This window comes from Bremerella sp. P1 (assembly GCF_028748185.1).
Taxonomy (GTDB): domain Bacteria; phylum Planctomycetota; class Planctomycetia; order Pirellulales; family Pirellulaceae; genus Bremerella.
The window spans coordinates 2,958,090-2,978,951 of the sequence record NZ_CP118164.1 but is presented as its reverse complement, the minus strand read 5'-3'; the positions used below and the strand labels follow the sequence as shown (position 1 = coordinate 2,978,951).

General features: G+C 55.7%; 15 protein-coding genes and 1 tRNA gene. 10 read left to right on the top strand and 6 right to left on the bottom strand.

Annotated elements, in window-relative coordinates:
- Positions 1 to 105: 105 nt before the first annotated feature.
- Positions 106 to 178 (bottom strand) — tRNA-Arg (locus tag PSR63_RS12440).
- A 212-nt stretch (positions 179 to 390) separates the two neighbouring features.
- Between PSR63_RS12440 and PSR63_RS12435 the strand changes: the two genes are divergently transcribed.
- The 4 genes from PSR63_RS12435 (at position 391) to PSR63_RS12420 (ending at position 7,094) form a co-directional block, all read left to right on the top strand.
- Positions 391 to 1,077 (top strand): FHA domain-containing protein, encoded by a 687-nt coding sequence (locus PSR63_RS12435; protein WP_274333749.1) that lies wholly within the window; start codon positions 391 to 393, stop codon positions 1,075 to 1,077.
- Positions 1,078 to 1,268: 191 nt separating this feature from the next.
- Positions 1,269 to 4,808, top strand: coding sequence for a DNA polymerase III subunit alpha (gene dnaE, locus PSR63_RS12430; RefSeq protein ID WP_274333747.1), 3,540 nt, complete (start codon positions 1,269 to 1,271; stop codon positions 4,806 to 4,808).
- 274 nt (positions 4,809 to 5,082) lie between these two features.
- A complete protein-coding gene (locus PSR63_RS12425) occupies positions 5,083 to 6,471 on the top strand; it encodes a DUF1598 domain-containing protein (RefSeq protein WP_274333745.1) in 1,389 nt (462 codons plus the stop codon).
- A gap of 191 nt (positions 6,472 to 6,662) precedes the next feature.
- Positions 6,663 to 7,094 (top strand): peptidylprolyl isomerase, encoded by a 432-nt coding sequence (locus PSR63_RS12420; protein WP_274333743.1) that lies wholly within the window; start codon positions 6,663 to 6,665, stop codon positions 7,092 to 7,094.
- A gap of 89 nt (positions 7,095 to 7,183) precedes the next feature.
- On the opposite strand, the gene PSR63_RS12415 is transcribed toward PSR63_RS12420, so the two are convergent.
- From PSR63_RS12415 to PSR63_RS12405, 3 genes are all read right to left on the bottom strand, one after another.
- Complete coding sequence (locus tag PSR63_RS12415) at positions 7,184 to 8,575, bottom strand: glycerate kinase type-2 family protein (protein ID WP_274333741.1); 1,392 nt, start codon at positions 8,573 to 8,575, stop codon at positions 7,184 to 7,186.
- A 131-nt stretch (positions 8,576 to 8,706) separates the two neighbouring features.
- On the bottom strand, positions 8,707 to 9,300 hold the full coding sequence (locus PSR63_RS12410) for a hypothetical protein (protein WP_274333739.1): 594 nt from the start codon (positions 9,298 to 9,300) through the stop codon (positions 8,707 to 8,709).
- 99 nt (positions 9,301 to 9,399) lie between these two features.
- Complete coding sequence (locus PSR63_RS12405; protein WP_274333737.1) at positions 9,400 to 12,138, bottom strand: hypothetical protein; 2,739 nt, start codon at positions 12,136 to 12,138, stop codon at positions 9,400 to 9,402.
- A gap of 254 nt (positions 12,139 to 12,392) precedes the next feature.
- On the opposite strand from PSR63_RS12405, the gene PSR63_RS12400 reads away from it, so the two are divergent.
- The 4 genes from PSR63_RS12400 to asnB all read left to right on the top strand — a co-directional run bounded on the left by PSR63_RS12400 (position 12,393) and on the right by asnB (position 16,149).
- Positions 12,393 to 12,707: a transcriptional regulator gene (locus PSR63_RS12400; RefSeq protein WP_274333735.1), complete on the top strand. Its 315-nt coding sequence runs from the start codon at positions 12,393 to 12,395 to the stop codon at positions 12,705 to 12,707.
- A 254-nt stretch (positions 12,708 to 12,961) separates the two neighbouring features.
- Positions 12,962 to 13,519 carry a glutathione peroxidase gene (locus PSR63_RS12395; RefSeq protein ID WP_274333734.1) on the top strand — a complete coding sequence of 186 codons (558 nt, stop codon included), beginning with the start codon at positions 12,962 to 12,964 and terminating at the stop codon, positions 13,517 to 13,519.
- Positions 13,520 to 13,663: 144 nt separating this feature from the next.
- Entirely contained in the window at positions 13,664 to 14,164 is a 501-nt protein-coding gene (locus PSR63_RS12390; RefSeq protein ID WP_274333733.1) for a MarR family winged helix-turn-helix transcriptional regulator, read from the top strand.
- Between the two features lie 68 nt (positions 14,165 to 14,232).
- Positions 14,233 to 16,149, top strand: coding sequence for an asparagine synthase (glutamine-hydrolyzing) (gene asnB, locus PSR63_RS12385; RefSeq protein ID WP_274333732.1), 1,917 nt, complete (start codon positions 14,233 to 14,235; stop codon positions 16,147 to 16,149).
- Here asnB and PSR63_RS12380 read toward each other — a convergent pair.
- The gene (locus tag PSR63_RS12380) at positions 16,146 to 18,827 is read right to left on the bottom strand and encodes a hypothetical protein (protein WP_274333731.1); all 2,682 of its coding nucleotides are present in this window, start codon (positions 18,825 to 18,827) and stop codon (positions 16,146 to 16,148) included. The genes asnB and PSR63_RS12380 overlap by 4 nt on opposite strands.
- Before the next feature lie 178 nt (positions 18,828 to 19,005).
- On the bottom strand, positions 19,006 to 19,659 hold the full coding sequence (locus tag PSR63_RS12375) for an RsmD family RNA methyltransferase (protein WP_274333730.1): 654 nt from the start codon (positions 19,657 to 19,659) through the stop codon (positions 19,006 to 19,008).
- 93 nt (positions 19,660 to 19,752) lie between these two features.
- Here PSR63_RS12375 and PSR63_RS12370 point away from each other — a divergent pair, with 93 nt between their 5' ends.
- Entirely contained in the window at positions 19,753 to 19,971 is a 219-nt protein-coding gene (locus PSR63_RS12370) for a hypothetical protein (RefSeq protein WP_274333728.1), read from the top strand.
- 78 nt (positions 19,972 to 20,049) lie between these two features.
- A complete protein-coding gene (locus tag PSR63_RS12365; RefSeq protein ID WP_274333726.1) occupies positions 20,050 to 20,637 on the top strand; it encodes a hypothetical protein in 588 nt (195 codons plus the stop codon).
- Positions 20,638 to 20,862: the final 225 nt, after the last annotated feature.

Sequence of the window (20,862 nt, the reverse complement as noted above, 5' to 3'; positions counted from 1 at the left end):
ATGTACACACTATGTACACAATCTTGTCTTCAGAGTGGCGATAAGTGTACAGTTTAGGCCATGGTCGAATCACATCCAAGTCGTTGTGGCATAACACTTTAAAAGCACGGGAGGAGGGACTCGAACCCCCAACCCTCGGTTCCGAAGACCGATGCTCTATCCATTGAGCTACTCCCGCTTGCGTTTTCAGCAATTGAGTGATGATACCATTTTGCCATCTGGCCGCAACTACCGCATCGGACAGTTCTTAGGTGACTCAGGTTCACCAAGTGGCCTAATCCCTGCGGTTTTGCGCACTACTCGCGAAATTGTTTGCGGTGCTGCATAATGTTAACGGCACCCAGCTGCCCAGATACCTCATCGCTTCCCCCAACAGAAATCCACAAGTTTATGGCCTACATCACGTTGCGGATCATCGACGGCGCCGACCGGGGGGCGGTTTATGAGGGGTTGGAGACCCCAGTATCCATCGGTCGCGAAGAAGGGAACACTCTTCAGCTCAAGGATGACCGCGTTAGCCGCTTCCACCTGAAAATTCAGGAAGACCACAACAAAATCGTGTTGACCGACCTGGAAAGCACCAATGGTACGCGCGTCAACGGAGAAGACATCCATCTCCGAATTCTCCGCCACGGCGATATGATCCAAGTTGGGCGATCAGTAATTATCTACGGTTCCGAGTCACAAATTGCCGTTCGTTTGGCCGCGCTGCGTAAGCAGCAGGAAGAAAAGGAAGAGAACCTTCCCGACGACGACCGCACCCACGGCCCCAGCGATCACGAAGGGGAGTCTTCGCTTGAATTCGAGCTGAACTGGAACGCTCAGCAAGATGACCTGCAGGCCGCCATCTATTCCCTGCAGCCTCCTGAGCTGCCTGAACGCCTCAGTCCTGCCCAGGCCGCACAGCTTGCCGAGCTGATGGACTACGTTCACATTCGCATCCGGCACTTGCTGGTAAGCGTGGAAGTCAACGAACGGACCGAAAACGTCGTGCTCGAAATGCGTGAGTGGCAGAACCTCCTGGATCTGCAATCACGACTGGCGATGCTGCTTCGCAGTATCGGTGAACCGGAGTAGACATGAACTTCGAAGTTCATCCATTTGAGCTGTGGCCATAGTACGAAACGACAGCCCTATTACGAGTTACGCGAATAGGGGCCAGTTTCGGTTTTCAATCCTCATCAACCTGATAGAATCAGTGGGTTGATGAGTCTTCTCGCTGCGTCCTTCTAACACAGTCGCAGCCCAGTCCACGGAGCGGAGCCCGAATGAGCCAGTCGTTCGTCCATTTGCATTGCCATTCGCACTACAGTCTTTTGGACGGAGCGGGTCCGATTCCCAAGCTCGTGACGCGTGCCAAAGAACACGGCATGAACGCGCTGGCTTTGACCGATCACGGTAACCTGCACGGGGCGCTGCAGTTCTACAACACGTGCAAAGCCAACGAGATCAATCCGATCATTGGCTACGAGGCCTACATCGCCCCAGGCAGCCGTCTGGAAAAATCGGGCGGTATGCGCGGCTCGAACTATCACCTGACGCTGCTGGCCAAAAACAAGACGGGCTTCAAGAACCTGGTGAAGCTGGCATCGGCCGCCTACCTGGAAGGCTTCTACTTCAAACCGCGTATCGATAAAGAACTGTTAGAGAAATTCCACGAAGGGATCATCTGCCTGAGTGGTTGCGTGAGCAGCGAGTTCTCGAAGATTGTCATGAACGGGACCAATACGGCCGAGGTCGTCAAGGAAGCCGAGGAGACGGCTGGCTGGTTCCATAATCTGTTCGGCGATCGCTACTTCATTGAGATCATGAACAATGGTCTCGACATTCAGAAGATGCAGCTCGATGGCGCGGTCGACATCGCCAAGAAGATCGGCCTTCCCCTCGTCGCGACCAGCGACACGCACTATGTCGATCAAAGTGATGCAGAAGCCCAGGACATCTTGCTCTGCGTGAACACCGGCAAGTTCCGCACGGATGCCTCGCGGATGAAGATGGAGAACGATCAGTTCTATCTTCGTAGTCCGGACGACATGTACGCCAGCTTCCCTGGGCTGGAAGATGCCTGTTCGCGTAGCCAGGAAATCGCCGACACCGTCGATATCGACCTGGAACTGGGCAAGCGTCACTTCCCATCGTTCAAGATTCCCGATGGCAAGACGGCCGACGATTACCTCCGCGAGCTCTGCATTCAGGGTCTCAAAGAACGGTACGAAGGCAACGAGGAAATGGCGCCCGGCGGAGAATTGAGCGAAGTCGTGATGACTCGCCTAGACCGCGAACTGGGCGTGATCAGCCGGCTCGGCTTTCCGAACTACTTCTTGATCGTGTGGGACTTTGTTGTCGAGGCCCGCAAGCAAAACATTCCGGCCACGGCTCGTGGTAGCGGTGTGGGCGCGATTGTGTGCTATGCCCTGTACATGAGCCACGTCTGTCCGATCAAGTACGACTTGCTGTTCGAACGATTCCTGGATGAAAACCGTTTGGAAGCCCCTGATATCGATATCGACTTCGATAAAGAACGTCGGGGAATGGTCATCAAGTATGTGAAGGACAAGTACGGCGAGGCGAATGTTGCCCAGATTGGCACGTTCGGTACGCTTGCCGCCCGGGCAGCAATCAAGGACGTTGGCCGTGCGATGGGTCTGCCACTGGATATGGTCAATGAAGTGACCGGCATGGTACCTGATCAATTAGGTATCAAGCTCAAGGATGCGCTCGCCCAAAGCGCGGACATGCAGTCCGCCTACAACGCAAACCCCGACATCAAAGAGCTGCTCGATCTGGCGATGAAGATCGAAGGGCTGGCACGAAACGTCGGTACGCACGCGGCCGCCGTGGTGATCGCCGACGAGCCGTTGGAGGAATACGTTCCCCTTTGCCGCGTTTCCGGCAAGGACGACATCATCACCCAGTGGTCGATGAATGACGTTGAAGCGGCCGGTCTTCTGAAGATGGACTTCCTTGGTCTGCGCAACTTGACGATCCTGCGAAACGCGATCGATCTGATCAAGAAGGTTCGTGGCGAAGACCTCGATATCCTGCGGCTTCCGCTCGACGACAAGGACACCTTCGACCTTTTGCGGCGCGGCGAAACGAAGGGTGTGTTCCAGCTGGAAAGTGGTGGTATTCGCGATCTATTAAAGCGAATGAAGCCGGACAGCTTCCTCGATATTATCGCGACGAATGCACTCTACCGTCCTGGTCCACTCGAAGGCGGGATGGTCGATGACTATATCGAGGTGAAGCACGGTCGGAAGGAAGCGGCCTACAAGCACCAAGTGCTGAAAGACGTGCTGGAAGAGACCAACGGTGTGATGGTCTACCAGGAACAGGTGATGCGGATCCTGAACCGCCTGGGCGGTATTCCGCTGGCCAAAGCGTACACATGTATTAAGGCGATCAGTAAAAAGAAAGAATCGATCATCCAGGCCAACCGCGAACAGTTCCTGGAAGGTGCTCAAGAGAAAGGCCTCACCAAGCAAGAAGCCCAGGACTTCTGGGACATGATCGTCAAGTTCGCCGGGTACGGCTTCAATAAGAGCCACTCGACCGCCTACGCGCTGGTTGCCTATCAAACGGCCTATCTCAAATCGCACTACCCGATCGAGTTCATGGCCGCGCTTCTTTCCGGTGACATCAGTGGTCGTAACTTCAAGACGAAGGATGCCCTGGTCGAGCACATGGAAGACGCCGAGCGGATGAACATCGAAGTTGCTCCGCCAGACGTCAACAACTCGGACGAAGAGTTCACGGTGAAGGATGGCAAGATCGTTTTCGCTTTGAGCGCGATCAAAGGTTGCGGTGGTGGCGCGGCCGAAGCGATCGTCGCGGCTCGCGAAAAGGACGGGCCTTTCACCGACATCTTCGATTTCTGCGAACGGGTCGATCCCTCGCAGTGCAGCAAAGGTGCCATCGAAACCTTGATCAAGGCTGGCGCGTTCGATCGCCTCGGCGGGCATCGGGCTCAGTATGTTACGGCATTGGACAAGGCCATCCAGTCGGGTGCCTCGGCAATCGCCGACAAGAAGGCAGGCCAGAAGAACCTCTTCGCCGCCGTCGAAGATCCTGCAGAAGACGCGAAAGCGGTGGTGCTTCCCGACGTACAACCTTGGCCGGACAAAGAAACACTCGGCTACGAGAAAGAGTGCCTTGGGTTCTATTGGTCGAGCCATCCCCTAGCCGAGTACAAACGCAAGTTCGAGATGTGCTGCAGCCACAGTACCGCGAATCTGGCCGGCGTTAAAGACAAGACCGAAGTCACCATGGGCGGCATGGTCGCTTCGATCAAGCTCGCCCACACGCGGAAGGCCCGTGCTGGAAGCACGCATACCAAGTACGCCAACTTCGACCTGGAAGATGTCGATGGCGGCATCCGCTGTATCCTATGGCCGGAAGACTATGCCAAGGTCGGAGAGTCCCTCAGGCCAGACGGCGTTTACATCATCTCCGGGCGACTCGATCGACGAGGTGGCGACGACGAAGCTAACTTGATCGTCAACGAATTGATCCCCATCGAAGAAGTAGAAACGCGGTATGCACGCGGCGTGATGGTTCGAATCGACCAGCAAGTCCATGGTGAAGAGAAACTCCAAACGCTTGTTGAAATCGTGCGTGGTTACCCCGGCAACTGCGAACTGAAGCTTCTGCTGGTGCTCGAGGACGGTCGTCAGGTTGCCCTGAAAAGCCAAAAGGGGGTCGACCTTTCGCCGGAAATGCGGACGCGTGTCGATGAACTTCTCGGGGAAGGCAACTTCGAGCTTCTCCTGAGACGCCCTGCTTCTGGAGGGGTCCGCAATTCGGCATAGCGATTTGTAACTAGTTATAAGGCCAATACTTAGACCGATTGTTCCGGTTATTCGGGAAGCGATCGGCCACACAGCCAACGAATCGACCCTCTTTTCGCGAATTGCTTGCCTTTCCTATCCCCTCAAATTAAGATCACTGGTAACCCTTGCCTTATTGTTCAAGGGATTCAGGGACAGTACGCCTTCGGTATGCGATAATTACCAAGGGTATCCCAGGACTCTACGTCCACCATTCCTTCACCTTCTCGAGCTCAACTGTATCCAGGGATCTGCTATGGACTTGCGACTAACGAAGCTTTTGTCGTTGCTCTCGGTCGCCCTTTTGTTGTTAAGCAGTGGCACTGCCTACGCACAAAACGATGATGATGCCAACCCCATCGCGGCTGGTATCTATGTCGATGCTCAGGGTGTGCTGAAGATGCGTCGGGCCAGCGATCCGACCGGGATGCTGATGAAGCAACGGGTTCGCCAGGCGGCATCGGTGCTTCCGCCTGAGCTGAATCGCCCCAGCAAGCTCCGCAAGGTTTCGCTCAATCGCCTCGAAAAGGCGGTCGCGGAAGCCGCCGCCAAAGGTGGCGGTATTCCAGACGACATGAAGAACCTGGCCGGACTGAATGAAATCAAGTACGTCTTCTATTACCCCGAGACGAAAGACATTGTCATCGCCGGTACCGCGGAAGGCTATGTTCAGGATCTCAACGGAGTCAACGTTGGCACCTACAGCGGCAAGGCAACTCTGCAACTGGATGACCTGATTGTTGCTCTGCGTGCGTTTGGTCCTTTCAGCGACGGCCCGAACAACGTGGGTGTCTCGATCGATCCGACTCAGGAAGGCCTCAAAAACCTGAGCCAGGTGATTGCCTCGATTCCACAAACCAGTGTTCGCCCCGGCGATACTCGCAGCATTGTCACCGCGATGAAGAACGCTCTGGGCAATCAGATCGTTTCGGTTCGCGGCATCTCGCCGAACACCCACTTCGCTCGCGTGATGGTCGAAGCCGACTACCGCATGAAGCTGATCGGTATCGGTCTGGAACAACCACCAGTCAATATTCCTAGCTATGTCGAAAAAGCGCGTCCTGGCTCCATCGCTTCCAACGCAATGCAGCGTTGGTACTTCGTCCCGAACTACGACTGCGTCAAGGTTTCGGAAGATGGCCTGGCCATGGAACTACAGGGTGAAGGCGTGAAGCTGATCGGTGCCAGTGAAATGGTCACCATGCAAGGCGGTCGTCAACAGACCAACGCCGTCGATCGTGCCAGTTTCATGTTCACCACCACCTTCACCAAGAAGTATGGCGAACTGGCTGAACGAGAAGCTGTTTATGGTCAGCTTCGTGACCTGATCGACATGCTGATTGCCGCGGCCTACATTCAAGAACAAGACTACTACAACCAGAGTGGCTTCGACCTGGGCGTGTTCGCCGACGAAGATGCCTATCCGGTCGAAACGATGTCCGCTCCCGAGACCGTCGAAACGGCTGTGAACGCCATCTGGAAGGGTAATCGCCTGCTGACTCCGATCGGCGGTGGTGTTGAAATCAACGCCAAGCGAGCCCTCACCCCAGACAACGTTCAGAAGGACGAAGAAGGCGAATTGGCAGAAACCCAGAAGGGTATCTCGCTCCAGAACCTGGCCGCCGGACAATGGTGGTGGGACTAGTCTTCCCAGACCGATAACGAGATTCCAAAACGCCGGATCGCATGATCCGGCGTTTTTTGTTTCTTGAACGTTCACCAGGCCAAAACCCCATAATCTCCCGCGAACTGGCCCTGGTTATCGGTTCGGCATGATGTTTCTATAATGAACAACAATCATCACAACTCACCCCGAAAGCGAAAAAGGGAACCCCGATGAAAGTTGCCACCATCGAAACCAATAAGGGCACCATCAAGCTGGAACTGTTCGACGACAAGGTCCCCAAGACGGTCGGTAACTTCGAGAAGCTGGCCAGCGACGGCTTCTACGATGGCTTGAAGTTTCACCGCGTCATCCCGGACTTCATGGTCCAAACGGGCTGCCCTCAAGGCACCGGCACCGGCGGTCCTGGTTACAAGTTCGAGGATGAATTTCATCCCGACCTGAAGCACGACGGTCCTGGTATCCTGTCGATGGCCAACGCTGGTCCGAACACCAACGGTTCGCAATTCTTCATTACGCACGTCGAAACCCCATGGCTCGACGGCAAGCATGCCGTTTTTGGCAAAGTGCTTGAAGGTCAGGATGTCGTCGATTCGATCGAACAAGGCGACAAGATGGAAAAGGTCACCGTCAGCGAAGGCTAGTCCCACTGACGTTAGACGACAAGCGACGAAGCGGTCTTCCCATGCGAAGGCCGCTTTTTGCTTGCGCGATCGGATCGTTTACCCAGCGATTACTTCTCAGGCTGAGGCTGCACTCGATCGACAACGACGACGCGCACATCGCACACGTTGGTGTGGGTTGGACCCGTCATCACCAATCGGTTAAGAGGCGCGAAGAAATGATACGCGTCGTTCTTCGCAAGACATTCTTCTGGCTTCAGGCCGCTTAAGTTCATAGCCGAAATTGCTTCCGCATCCATCCAGGCCCCCGCGGCATCGGTTGGACCATCTTCACCATCGGTCCCACCGCTGAGTATTGCGATACCATTCAGCGCGTCATCCCCTTGCTGCTCGATGGCTTCCACAATCGCGGCCAACACCAGCTGTTGATTTCGCCCACCCTGACCTCGCTGGGAAGGGTCAACGAGCTTCACAACAGGCTCGCCCCCGGTAATCAAGCAATCGGGGCCTGCTTCGTTTTGCATCTTGATCGCCATGCGCATCAAGTGCTGCCCAACCTGCTCGGCTTCCCCTTCCATGTCGGTTGCGCAGTGCATCACGTGTGAGTATCCCCGCTTCTCGGCTTCGATGCCGGCGGCATCCACAGCCACGGCGTTGTTACCGATGATCCAGTTAGAAACGCTGCACGAGGTGCGCGAGTCATTCCTAGGATGACGCTTGGCTTTCTCTTCGAGGACACGAACGATATTGGCAAACTTCTCGATATGCGGAACGCCAAACTTCTTCAGGACGTCCAGCGCGTCAGCTGCCGTGGTCGAGTTGGGAACGGTCGGTCCCGATGCAATGACATCGAGAGGATCCCCGAGCACGTCCGAGATGATCAAACTGACCAAGTTGCCGGCCTTGCAACTCATGGCCAAACCATGTCCTTTGATCCGACTTAGCTGCTTACGAACAGTATTCAGCTGCTCGATGTTGGCGCCATTGCCGCTGAGAAACTTGGTGATCTCCTGCTTCTCACTCAGACTGATACCATCGATAGGTGAAGGAAGCAGGGCCGAACCGCCCCCTGAGATCAAGCAGATACAAAGATCGTGCACCGTCATCGACTCGCACATACGCAAGATCTGCCGCGAGATTTCGACGCCTTCGACCGTGGGCGAATTCTGCCCTGCCGGCCTACCTGCTTTCAGCTGAATACAGGAAAGTTCCTGCACGCAATCGGCCGGTACGCTGACGATGCCTTGGACATGCTTTTCCCGGAGCACTTTGTCCCCGAGTGCTTTCTGCAGACCGATCGCCATTCCAGCACCGGCTTTGCCCGCGCCGATCACAAAGATTCGTTTGATGGCGGAAAGATTGAACTCCGATTCCCCGACGAAGAGCGTATCCTCGACGACTTCGACGGCGTCGTAAACAAGATCATCGCTCTTGACCGCATCCACCCCTGCCTGCCAAATGGCTTGAACGTCTTCTGCGAGTTGCTTCGGGGAACGTTTCATGGTGCACCTCTTGCGATCCTTACTACGAAGCTGATCCTAGCTGGGACGGGAAGAACGAAACCTTCACCATTCCATCCGTTAATATGACAGACGGAAAGGAGCAGGCAAAGGAAGCAACGACCGCAACGCCGTTACGAGATCCGTACAATGTCGGTCCACTGCTGCTTCTGTTCCACCAATATTTGCCCCAAGGGATTGTCTTCATCGGCACAACACACCAAGCCAATGAGATATCCACTGCCTTGGTGATCGAACCGTCCAGCCACGGCTGTCCAAGGGCTCCCTTCGCCATGTTCTCCTGGCAAGTTGGCTTGAGCAAAAAAGCGTTGGCCGAATCCTCGTGTGCTCATTTGTCCGGGCCAGCGATACACATCGGGGCGATGCGCTCGGATCACGGCCATCATCTGGGGAAGAAAGTTCTCCATCAACGTCCGCAAGGTCTCTTCGCTTAGCTGATCGTGACCTCGCCCGGCCGCGGCCACGACGATTGCCACAATCCTGACCGGCACGTTGTAGACCCGCACTTCCGGCCCCATCAACGAATTGGGCCCCGAGGCCACCATCGGATCGATGCCGATTTCCACCGGGTTAACCTCAGGCGGTTCATTTTTCTTCGGCAGGATATAGAGATAAACCACGATCCCCACAATGATCAGTCCAAGAATCAATCCGCCCAGCAGGGGCGAAGGGATTGGCAAGTCACCAAAGTAGGCCAGCACGGTCACAGATTCACTCAAGGCGGTGGGAAGAACAGAACACCTTGATCGTAGCGAATCGACAACAGCGATCGCAACCAGAGAGACGATTTTCGCGAAATGGTTGTCCTACGGTTGGTAGGTTTCGAAGCGATCACCCGCTGCGGCATCGAAGCCTGGGGCGATCTCCGGTCCGCGCGTCGCCTCGTAGATCGAGACGGTAATGTCATCTAAGAAGACTTGGCCGATATCCGCCAACTCCACCGTCAGATTGAATGTCTCAGAATCGCCGGTGGCCCGCATCAAGCTGAATTCCGTCCACTCGGACGCTTCGGTCATATGGATACCCAGTTCTCGACCGCCGAGCGTATCGTGGATAAGCACACCACCGGTCTCGGATGACAACGGCTGCGGAATGCGGATCCATCCGCGAATGAGCACCAGTCGGTCAGGCGGAACTTGCAGCGTCGCGCTGCGAACCGCGATCGGTGCTTGCTCTGGTCGAGCATAGAGCCCTTGTTGATCCGGAGAGACGCGAAGGGAAAGCGAATAGTTTCCGCCGTGAGCTTGCCCGGGCGACAGTTCAACCGCCGACTCGAACCCAGGCTGAGGCGAGCGAACTTGAATCCATCCGCTGGAGAGCAGAAAGGTCAGATCTTCCATATCGCCGGCAGGCAGTGTGTTCGGTCCCGGGCGAAGATAATTCAGGTTGCCTTGCAACCGCGAAGCAAACGGCACCAGATCGTGCGAGATCAACGTGGGATTGGTAAGCGGAAACTTATACTGCGATGCCCACTGGGCCCACTGCTGACGCTGAACGGCCGCTACTTTTCGTTCGGCCTGCGTTACATAGCGATAGGCGGTTTGCAAGTTGTACTCTTCATATAGTGTGCGGGCCTGGCGGATATCGGCCCATGCCGAGTCAATGTTTCGGCGGATCGCTGGCGACTCGGAAGGAGACTCGAGCGTTGCTTGAACACTTCGTGCCAATTCGAACTCGTGGTTCACCGCTTCCATTCGCAATCGAACAATCTCGGTACGATGCTCATCGCTGCGACGGCGCATCTCACGAATAACACGTGGGTCTTGTGTTAAGAAGATAAGCGAGACATGTTCGCTGGCGTCCAGCTGAATCTGCATGTCGCCCAATCCTCGGCTATGGTTCACCGTGTGGATGCCGCTATCGCCAATGCGGTACGCTTCGGATGCCATGGGCACGCCTCGCACACGGACGTTTACGGCGCGATCGGGCAGGGGATCGACCACAAACTGATCTTCCGGTCCAGTTCGCACGGCGATCAACAAAATGGCCGTATCAGTGGCCAACATCGAAACATGCACGTTCGGATCACTGCATATCGCTCCGCTGCGCGGACTACCTTGGGCGATCCATGGGTAAATCAATTCGATGCGACGGTTGATGATGTCGAGCGCAGTTCTCCGGGCGAAGTCGACCGGATGATCTTCATTAAGCGGCGAGTTGCTTTCAAACACGACTCCTCGCACGCCGTTGGCAATCGCGAGAAACACGGCTTTTTCCAACTGATACGGCTGGAAGCCCATCGGCACACGCGACTCCTGGGCAAGGTACGAGACTTGCCGCTGCGTGGCGGGACTGAACTGCGTTGGGATCACCGCCCACCGAGTCGCGCTAGGCGAGGCGAACAGCCCCCAGGACTGAGTCCACTTGGCGTAGTCTGCCAGCGACTGCGATGTTCCCAACGGAGGACGGCGGGTCGCGATGATCTCGCTGTGCTGGCTGTAGTCGTGCACGCGATTGGGTGCGATAGCTACCACAGGACGTGGCTTCTGACCATCAAGAAGTCGCAAGTCGGCAGCTCGAATTGCAAAGTCGGAGAAGGCATCTTCGCCTGAGGTGATCGGCAGTTCCCAAGCTAGAACCGCAGACTGATCGGTCGGGCTTCGTGTCTCGGGCGGCGAACTGACGCTCCACATGTTGTAACGCAACAGTTCTCGCTGTAGTTGTGGCGAAGGGGCGCGGCTCGTTCGGATCGCGTTGAAGCCAAGGCCTCGCAAAAGCGACAACGGCTCGCCGTTGTAGTCGATAATCCGAGGGACTGCGGCATGATCGTTTAACTCGATGACCTGACCATTGGAGGCCGATTCGCTGCGGGGCGGCGCGAGTTGCACATTCGCGCCGGTGGTACCAGGCAAGCTTCCCATGCCGCGAAGTCCGCTGGGGTTGGTCACCCTTTGGGTTACCGTATTGACGTTCTGAACGTTCAGCAGACCTTCCCCTTCCAGGTCATCGATCTGCACGCGCATGAGTCCTGGTCCTGTGTAGACGTTCAGCAAGACCATATCGACATATGCTTCACGCGGATCGAACTGGGCACCGTGTTCGCTACGCAACGCCGTGACCTGGTCACTGACTTGCTGGTCGATGTTGCGAATACCAATCTGATTCCACTGGTCCGGCTCGCCCGAACGGTCACCGAGAATGCGCGTCGTGATCGGTTGTCCGGTGCGGGGATCGCGACTACGGGGAAAAACAACCTGGACGGCGAACTGGATTCCTGGTCGATTCGATTTGATCCAGACCGAGAACGAAAGATCGGGGACGACACGCGCCGGATTGATCGCATGACCATAGTAAGCGTACGACCCCTGCGAGAACCGCAGGGCAATCAATTCGCTGCTGGCCCCTAAGTGCGAGTTGCCGGCAATCCGTTTATGATCGAGCCGACTTGCCGGGGCGTCGCCCTCTAACGGTGTCCAGCTTGTTGTCGCCGATTCGAAGTCTTCGATTACCGCCGCCAGCGCGCAGCAAGGAAGGCCCGTGATGCAAAGTAGCAACACGACCAGCAAGCGAAGGAGAAACCTGGTTTGTCGGCGGGGCGCTTTCACGCCGAGTGTTTCCTTACTGCAACGGCATGTTTCGTTAGTCGTAAGTCGTGCTTGTACCTAGATTTAGAAACCAATTCCAGATCAATCGTGTGGTGAAAAAACCACATGTCGGAATGCATCTACTTTTTACGGATATTCGTAAACTGTTTGCCAACGGCAACTTAGGTCGCTTAGCATGAATGCATGCACGTTCGTGGCACGGGGGCTGCAAATAATCGTGTCAGAAGCGAACAACCCAATTGCGGAGAATCAACATGAGCCAAGCCAACCAACGAGTCGACGATCAAGCTGCCGCCCAAGAAGAACTGCCAAAGGACTTGGTCGAGCTGGCGATCATGATTGCCAAGTTGCCCGAAGAGCACCGACAAGAGTTGGAGCCGGCCGTTAACAAGGTGATCGAAAACAGCCGACGTCGCCGTCGCATTTACACGCTGGTTCAAGAAGCACTGAGCCAACTGCGTCTGGACATGAAGTACTTGATGTTCGACCTGGAAGCGACCCGACGCGAACGCGACCACTACAAAGCGGACTCCAACGACGGTAGCGACGATAACCCAGGCGAATTCTAAGCCTCGGGTAATCCTCCTCGAGATACCCTTCAACGCGTGGCGACACCCACCCCGGCGGGAGCAAAGTGTGGCCACGCGTTTTTCTTTCCCTGTGCGATTCTTACCCTAAAAAGAAGGGTGCCTCCGGCAAACATTTTGTTGCAACCCATCTCTTCTTGCCGGTACACTTAACAATTGGCTGTTGAGACAACTATTTGGTGTCCACGGTCCTACCTAGCAAAACATTTCCCCCCGCAAACGTTGAGGAGTTCCCTATGAAGTCGGTTCTATCCGTCTTTGCTTCGTTGGCCTTGCTGGCCGTATTTTCCGTATCGGCCTCTGCTGCCGAAGATGTCCTGAAAGGCGAAGTCAAAACGCTTGAAGGCAAGAAGGTCGATCTGTCCGAGTACAAGGGCAAGGTTCTATTGATCGTGAACGTCGCCAGCAAGTGCGGCAAAACCCCACAGTACGAACCACTTCAAGCACTTTACGAACAGTACGGCGAACAGGGCTTCGCGGTCCTCGGCTTCCCTTGCAATCAGTTTGGCAAGCAGGAACCAGGTACGGCTTCAGAGATCCGCGAGTTCTGCACCGAGAAATACGACGTGACCTTCCCGATGTTCGAGAAGATCGAAGTCAACGGCGACGGTACGTCACCGCTGTACACCAAGTTGAAGAGCTATGACTCGGACCCTGGCGACGTGAAGTGGAACTTCGAGAAGTTCCTGATCGGCAAGGATGGTGAAGTGGTCGCTCGCTTCCGTACCCGCGTCGAACCGGACGACAAGAAGGTGATTCAAGCGATCGAAACCGAACTGAAGAAAGAAAACTAAGCTTCATCGGTTCATCAGGCAATTCGAGAAGAGCCGCTGGCCTAGGCCGGCGGCTTTTTTCCATTCAGGCCCACAGCGGCCAACTTTGTGATAATAATAGGGACGTCCCCCACTTCATTCTCTCCCGCTGCAAGGCCGTACGTTTTGCCTGAATCAATTCTTCAACAGCAGTTGAAAAAGGAACAGCCATTCGAGTCGCTCGAACTGGAAACCTTTCTTAACCTGCTTCGCACGCACAATATGATCGCGGCCGCTCCGGGCCGTTTGATGAAACGTCACGGACTATCGAGTGCACAGTACAACATTCTGAAGATCCTGGACTCGCATCACGGCGAAGGCTTGCCGTGCTTGGAAATCGTTCAACAGATGGTAACCCGCGTCCCCGACATAACTCGCCTGGTCGATCGCCTGGCCGAAGCCGAGCTTGTCGAGCGCAATCGCAGCGAGAGTGACCGCCGAGTTGTGATGATCACCATCACGCCGAAGGGACGCCAGCTTGTGGAAACGATTCGCCAGCCGCTGTTAGAGATCCACAAACAAAACCTCGGACACATGACCGATGAAGAGCTTTCGCAGTTGAACCAACTTTTGGTGAAAGCCCGCATCCGAGCCGAAGCGACACCTCTGTGTGACGGGTCGGATTAAAGAGAAGAGATTAAGCGGCGGATCACCCCTCTTCTTTCCTGACGAACAAGGCAACAAGAACGACAACCATGTGTGGCATTGCTGGGGCATTTTGGGTCGATCCACAGCACGAAGTGAGCGAAGAGTTACTGCGCCGCATGACCGATTCGCTCGCGCATCGCGGGCCCGATGATTCGGGGGTCTATCATCGCTTCCCACACGAGCATGGTCCTTACGGCACCGTACCGGGAGTGGGACTCGGCCATCGCCGACTCTCAATCATCGACCTTTCTGGCGGCCATCAACCTCTGGCCAATGAAGACGAAACCGTTTGGACGGCGTTCAACGGTGAGATCTTCAATTTCCAAGCACTCAGGGCTCGCCTGGAAGGGGCAGGGCATACGTTCCGCACGCACTCGGATACCGAGGTGATCGTTCACCTCTTCGAGGATGAAGGAGTCGACTCGTTTGCCCACTTCAATGGCATGTTCGCCATCGCCGTCTGGGACCAGCGTCATCGGCGCATCGTACTGGGGCGCGATCGCCTGGGGCAAAAGCCGCTCTATTACTGCGTGCATGAAGACCGACTTCTCTTTGGCAGCGAACTGAAGGCGCTGCTTCAGGTTCCGGGGCTATCGCGTGAGATTGATCCCGGAGCGATTGATGCCTATCTGACCTATCAGTACGTGCCGCATCCTCGAACGATCTTCAAAGGGATTCACAAGCTACCGCCAGGCTGCTACCTGACCTTCGATGGAAAGAAGCTGGAAGTCGCCAGTTACTGGAATCCCGACTTCAGCCGCGAAGTGGCGATCAGCCTGGATGATGCCAAATCAGAACTCATCCGGCTTTTCACCGATTCGGTCAAACTACGTTTGCAAGCCGATGTGCCGCTGGGAGCATTTCTATCAGGTGGGATCGACTCCTCGCTGGTCGTCGCCACCATGAAGCAGCTCACCGATCAGCCGGTGAAGACGTTTTCCATTGGCTTTCCGCAGAAGGAATACGACGAGACAAGCTATGCTCGCCAAGTCGCCGAGCACCTGGGAACCGAGCATCATGAGTTTCAGGTGACGCCTGATGCACTCGAGATGCTGCCGAAGCTCATTCACCACTACGACGAACCGTTCGCCGACAGCTCGGCCATTCCGACGTGGTACGTTTCGCAGATGACCCGCGAGCATGTTACCGTCGCGCTTAGCGGTGATGGCGGCGACGAACTGTTTGCCGGCTACGATCGCTACCGGGCCGTGCGTCTGGCGGCAATCGTCGATATGTTCGGTCCGGTCGGGCGTCTGGGCTCTCGGCTTGGCATGAAGATCTTACCGGCTGGTGGTCCCCAAAAATCGAAGCTGCGTCGTGCCCGACGTTTCGCGGAGGCGATCTCCATGTCGCCGGGTCGGCGATACCTGGACTGGATCAGTATCTTCAACGAGACACGTCGCGGCGAGTTGTACGACGACGATTTCGTTGAGCAGCTACCCGATACCGATCCATACGCGTTTCTTTACTCGGCCTGGAAACGCACTGGTAAACGCGATCCTCTGACAGCCGCTTCGCTCGCCGACTTAACGACCTATCTACCGTGCGATCTGAATACCAAGGTCGATATCGCTTCGATGGCCCATGCGTTGGAATGCCGGCAACCGTTCTTGGATTATCGCCTGGCCGAGTTCGCCATTAGGTTGCCTTCGAAATGGAAGTGGCGGATGGGGCGCGGCAAGTTCCTGTTAAAGCACGCGTTTGGCGACAAACTGCCAGACATTATTTGGAAACGTCGCAAGATGGGATTCGGCGTGCCGCTCAACACCTGGTTCCGAGGCCAACTGAAAGAACTGCTGTACGATACGCTCACCAGCGAGACGGCCAAGAGTCGTGGGTACTTCCGCCAGGACACCATTGAGACTCTCTTGAAAGAGCACGACGAGAACCAGTTCGATCATAGTGCCCGGCTTTGGGCACTGTTGGTATTAGAACTTTGGCATCGCGAGTGGGTCGACGCTTAGCGGCGGGTACGTTCCGGTTCGTCAGCAACGCGGAACAGCTTTCGTTCCTGGATGGGAACGCTCTTGGGACCGAGGGATACAGCCAGCCATCCTTCATGCAGAGCCAGCTGATTGACCCGGAATTCGGCCAAGCGTGGGTCGACCTTCGCTCCTTCGGGAAAGAGCGGGATCTCATGCTTCTTAGATAGCACCTTCAGGAAGACGGCCCGCAGTGCGATCTGATCACGGAAGCCCAGTCGCTTGCCCTTGAGAAAGACCGTACTTTCCCGGACGAGTTTGGCATCGTAATCGACGCTTGTCGGACTGTAGAGGGCAGAGACTTCCAAGTCTTCCCAGTGATTGTCATCGACCTTCAAGGTATCGATACGCAGGGTCAGTTGAGCCTGGCCATCTTTGAATTCGATACGGATCGGATCTTCTTCCGAGAACTTGAACGCCACTTCCGCTGGAAGCTCTTCGTTGACGTCACTCTGAACGGCCGGGAATCGTGTCCCGACTTCCATTAGGAATTCTTTCGGCGTCAGTTCCCGACCACCCAAACGAAGTTGGCGGATCAAGTTGTTCAAACCCGATTGATGCAGCTGAGCACTCAGGACACTGTCGATTGGGCTACTGGGCCGCGGTGTATGGGCGGCCAGGTGTCGTGGCCCTGCGGCACGGAAACGTCCCGAGATACTGCGGTTGGATGTATTTAAATCCACCACCGAAGGATCCAGGCCCAGGCGAACCAGTGGCTGGACGACATCGACGTATAATTTATCTTGCCACTGCTGCACTTTGGCATTGAGCTGTTCGTTCAACTGCGATTCGGCCTGGCGTCGAACCTTGCGTTCGACCTCGGCTTCCGCGGCATACTTCTTCTCTTCGGTCTGACCGCGTGCGACGCTTCGGACGATGGAACCGATCAACGGAATGCCATCGTAGTCACTTTCCAAGTTGTCGACGCTCGTGGTCGTATCGGCTCGAGCAACCGCTGGCGAGACCCAGAACCCCTTCGGATTGACAACCACTTGTTTCGCCGCGTGGTATCGCGATCGTCCCCGGTTGAAGATCTTCACCGGGCCGCTGTGACTGGTCGTCTGACTGTCGACGTTGCCCAGCACTTCCAGCTGAACGCGCCACTGATGGTCGTCAGGCACAGGACGAACGTGCAAACGCGTGATACTTCGGCTACGGCCCAGTACGCGTGCACCGAGGATAAAGTCGTCTACCCGTGCTTCGTCCGGTTGAAGCTCTGGCATGAAAGCCTGCATGAATTGTTGACTGACCTCAAAACGCGTATTCGCATTGCGGTAGGTGTGGTCAATCAACTGGCCAAATTCGATGATCGGCTGCTCGGCATGATGTTGCAGCAAGCTCGCTTCCATCGCGATATGCTTCGCGTCGGCCGCCGATTGTTCCTGCTCGTACCGTTCGACGGCGGCAAGCGTTTTCTCGGGATTGAAGTTGATCCCCAGCCATGGCCGGAGCGAATTGGCCAAGTTCACAAAGGGTGCCTGAGCGAGAAGCTGTTTCTGGGCTTCATCAAACTCTCCCCCTTCAAGCCGGGCCAGAACCTCGTTAGCAACTTCCTGCATTCGCTGAGGCGACGCGTTCGATTCGATTGCCTGACGCAGTTGCTTCAGGCGAAGGTAGTCACTCCAGCTAAGAAGTTGGCCACCGTCACGCAAGATTGCTTCGGAGTCTTCAAGATGCTGCTGCAAGTTACCCAGCGTCGTGGGGGAAGCACTCAGTTTGATACCACTGTAGATAATGTTGTGCGCCGCGTTCCACAGATCGATCCGCCGCAACAGTGCATAGTAGGTCTGGGTAATGTCGGTACGCTGCCAGCCGTAGTCGAGACTATCGACCATGGGGACAGCCTCGCTCGTGACTTCCGCCAAGTGCTTGAGGTGTTGCGAGGCAGCCGTGGTACCAATCGTCGATTCTTCGCGTAGCTTCTGAAGTGCTTTGCGGAGATCGGTCGCCCACGTTTTCGTTTCCGGATACTCGTCCAATCGCTGGAGCATCGCATCGAGATGCGGTGTCTTTGGCCAGCGATACGTGACCGGACGGGCCGCATCCACTGGCGGCAGCACCTTCGGTGGCTCCAGCGACGGAAGAACGTCCGCCGCACTTTCTGGCTCGTCCCCAATACGATAAAGGTTTTCGCGATTCCGAGTGTCAGGTCGGTAGGCAATCAGCGGCATCCGCTCCAACTGTGGAAGCTGACTGGCAACCGGCAATTCAATCACGGGATCACGCCAGGGACTCACGTCAACCGGCGGAAGTGTGTCGGCAGTCTGCGGAGCCATCAATATTTCCACTGGCTGTTCCAGCGGCTGAGTGATGTCGTTGGGGTCTGGCTCGGCGGGAGCTTCAACCGGCAGAAGCATATCGCGGATTTTCTCGACCGCTTTGGGCAAGTGCTGATGCAAATGCCGTAAATCAGGCAGACCATAACCAGGGGCAGCAGATTGATCGGCGGCAACAGGTTCTTCCTGCTTAGGACGAACTTGCTCCAACGGCTGGAACTGCTTCTTCGCCGGTGGTTCCAACTCCATCTCGAAGAGAGACGGATCGTCAAATGCCGAACGCGTTTCCGCTTCCGGCGGCGCAGCCAAGAGGTAGGACGCCTGACCGAAGATTGTCAGGTGCACCAGTACCAACCAAACGCGGTTTAGCAATTTGGTTTTCATCTGCCGTATGTTCGTCACGCTCAAGGAGTTACGCCGGGGGTCTAAGTAGCCAGCAATTTCGCAATAAGCCGTCTCTCCCCTACATCGGTCATAACCGGGGCGGAACTATACCTCAGACGAGAAAGATGCAGTGCTAGCTGCGCGTGATCGGCGGGAAGCAGTATGAGCGGGTGGTTCGCTAAGAATCGTCTTCGACAGCTGGCAGCCGGTAGATGCCGACACGGGCCGGGTAGTAGACCCGAACGTCCCAGTTTTCGACATCGGGTAAACTAGCCGCGTCAAACTGATCGTCGAACTCCACGATCAGGATGCTTTCAGGCGGGGCAGTTTCAAGCAGTGTTATCATCTGCTTTTCCATCTCTTCCCACCGCGAAACAAAGAAATCGTACGGCGGACAGATGAACACGACCCACGGGGTGCGGGCAACTTTGTCCAGTTCTTTCTTGACCCACATAAACGAGTTGTGGGCGTAGATCGTGATCAGATCGCTGATCTCGAGCGCCTCGGCGTTGTCGCGAATTAGCTTTGAGGTCGGCACATGACGCTCGATCAAGTGGGCTTCGACGGCTCCCCGGCTGATCGCTTCCAACCCTAATGCACCGGTCCCCGAAAAGAGGTCGATGGCCACCTTACCCTTAATTGCCGGTCCGATCAGGTTGAAAACCGCCTCACGAACGCGTTCCTTCATCGGCCGGGTTCGCGTATCACCGGAGTACTCAATTTTCTTATTCTTCAGCCGGCCGCCAATAATTCGCATCGGGGCATCAACGGTCGGCGGTTGCGTGGCCGCACCGCGAGCGGGCTTCTTCTTCACAGGGCGACGTTTGGCCATGGATGTCCGGTCGATCGAGGTAAAACACAAGTTCAGCAAGCGTTTATGGTAGCATGGAGCCTCAAGCTGCGCACCCCCACCTGAGTTTCTTACATGAATGACGAACAACGTGCTGCCATCCAAAAGTGGCGAAAACGGCAAATCTATTGCGTTGCTGCTGGAAATCTGGCGGCGATTGTCTTCCTGCTGGGAATTGCCCTGGGGAGCAATTTGATCCTGGGAATTGGCTGCGCAGCGTTTCTCGTCTGCTTGGGGGGGATTTTCGTGGGCGGATACATGGCCTCGCGGATTGTGAATTCGTCCTCATCGTAAACGCTTGCACGAGCCCTCAAAACGCGCGAAAATAGCGGCGTTGCTTTTCCAGTCTTTCTTCACTTAGGCGGTCTTCTCATGTTGCGAATCGCAATTTGTCTCTCGCTGACAATTTTCCTGCTTGGCTGCGGCGAACCAATCGCGGATCTGGACCCACAACCTGCGGCGAACAACAACGCGGTTGCCAACTCGGAAACGACCCCGGGCGAGAAAACTCCGACCGACCCCATGCCGGTAGCAACTACCGACCAAACGCCGGCAGAGAACAATCCGCCAATGGAAGAGACACCGGCACCTGAGCCGAAGCCCAAGAAGGGAGTCATTCACCAAACGACCGATGAAGTCGTCGATGCGAAAGAGTGGCTCAAGAAGCAGGGCATCGAGGCCCGCGATGGCAACATCGAAGGGGTTGATCCCTTTAGCCAGGCTGCGTCCGGCTATTTCACGCTGGCTGCCCGGGCCAGCACGCTGGGCCTTCAACAGCAGGTTCAACATTACAAAGCTCTGAACGACAAGTTCCCGTCGTACAAAGAGTTCATGCAAATGATGCGTGACAATCGAATTGAGTTCGCCAAGCTCCGCTGGTACGAGATTTACGGTTATAACGAAGACACCGGCAAGATCCTGGTGCTGGTCGATACGGTCGCCAAAGAGGAAGGCCCGTAGTCTGACCTTCTACAGGAAAGCAAAGGTGTGATTCGCTCTTCGAGTCACACCTCTCTAGAGCCTCGCTTGGCATCGCTTGCCTAAAAGTCGCAAATTCTTTCTGCGAATGCCGGATTTGTGAACTAGGTTTTCAATAGCAACCCATCTCGATCTTCTGATCCATTGAATTGGAAGTCACGAGCGAGTTGTTACGGAACCTAATCTATCGCACTATTCCGCGGAAAT

Excerpts from the sequence above, each read along its gene's own strand:
- dnaE (WP_274333747.1), top strand. The coding sequence starts at position 1,269 with ATGAGCCAGTCGTTCGTCCATTTGCATTGCCATTCGCACTACAGTCTT.
- PSR63_RS12395 (WP_274333734.1), top strand. The coding sequence starts at position 12,962 with ATGAAGTCGGTTCTATCCGTCTTTGCTTCGTTGGCCTTGCTGGCCGTA.
- asnB (WP_274333732.1), top strand. The coding sequence starts at position 14,233 with ATGTGTGGCATTGCTGGGGCATTTTGGGTCGATCCACAGCACGAAGTG.
- PSR63_RS12370 (WP_274333728.1), top strand. The coding sequence starts at position 19,753 with ATGAATGACGAACAACGTGCTGCCATCCAAAAGTGGCGAAAACGGCAA.
- PSR63_RS12380 (WP_274333731.1), bottom strand. The coding sequence starts at position 18,827 with ATGAAAACCAAATTGCTAAACCGCGTTTGGTTGGTACTGGTGCACCTG.
- PSR63_RS12375 (WP_274333730.1), bottom strand. The coding sequence starts at position 19,659 with ATGGCCAAACGTCGCCCTGTGAAGAAGAAGCCCGCTCGCGGTGCGGCC.
- PSR63_RS12425 (WP_274333745.1), top strand. The coding sequence starts at position 5,083 with ATGGACTTGCGACTAACGAAGCTTTTGTCGTTGCTCTCGGTCGCCCTT.
- PSR63_RS12400 (WP_274333735.1), top strand. The coding sequence starts at position 12,393 with ATGAGCCAAGCCAACCAACGAGTCGACGATCAAGCTGCCGCCCAAGAA.
- PSR63_RS12435 (WP_274333749.1), top strand. The coding sequence starts at position 391 with ATGGCCTACATCACGTTGCGGATCATCGACGGCGCCGACCGGGGGGCG.
- PSR63_RS12420 (WP_274333743.1), top strand. The coding sequence starts at position 6,663 with ATGAAAGTTGCCACCATCGAAACCAATAAGGGCACCATCAAGCTGGAA.
- PSR63_RS12415 (WP_274333741.1), bottom strand. The coding sequence starts at position 8,575 with ATGAAACGTTCCCCGAAGCAACTCGCAGAAGACGTTCAAGCCATTTGG.
- PSR63_RS12365 (WP_274333726.1), top strand. The coding sequence starts at position 20,050 with ATGTTGCGAATCGCAATTTGTCTCTCGCTGACAATTTTCCTGCTTGGC.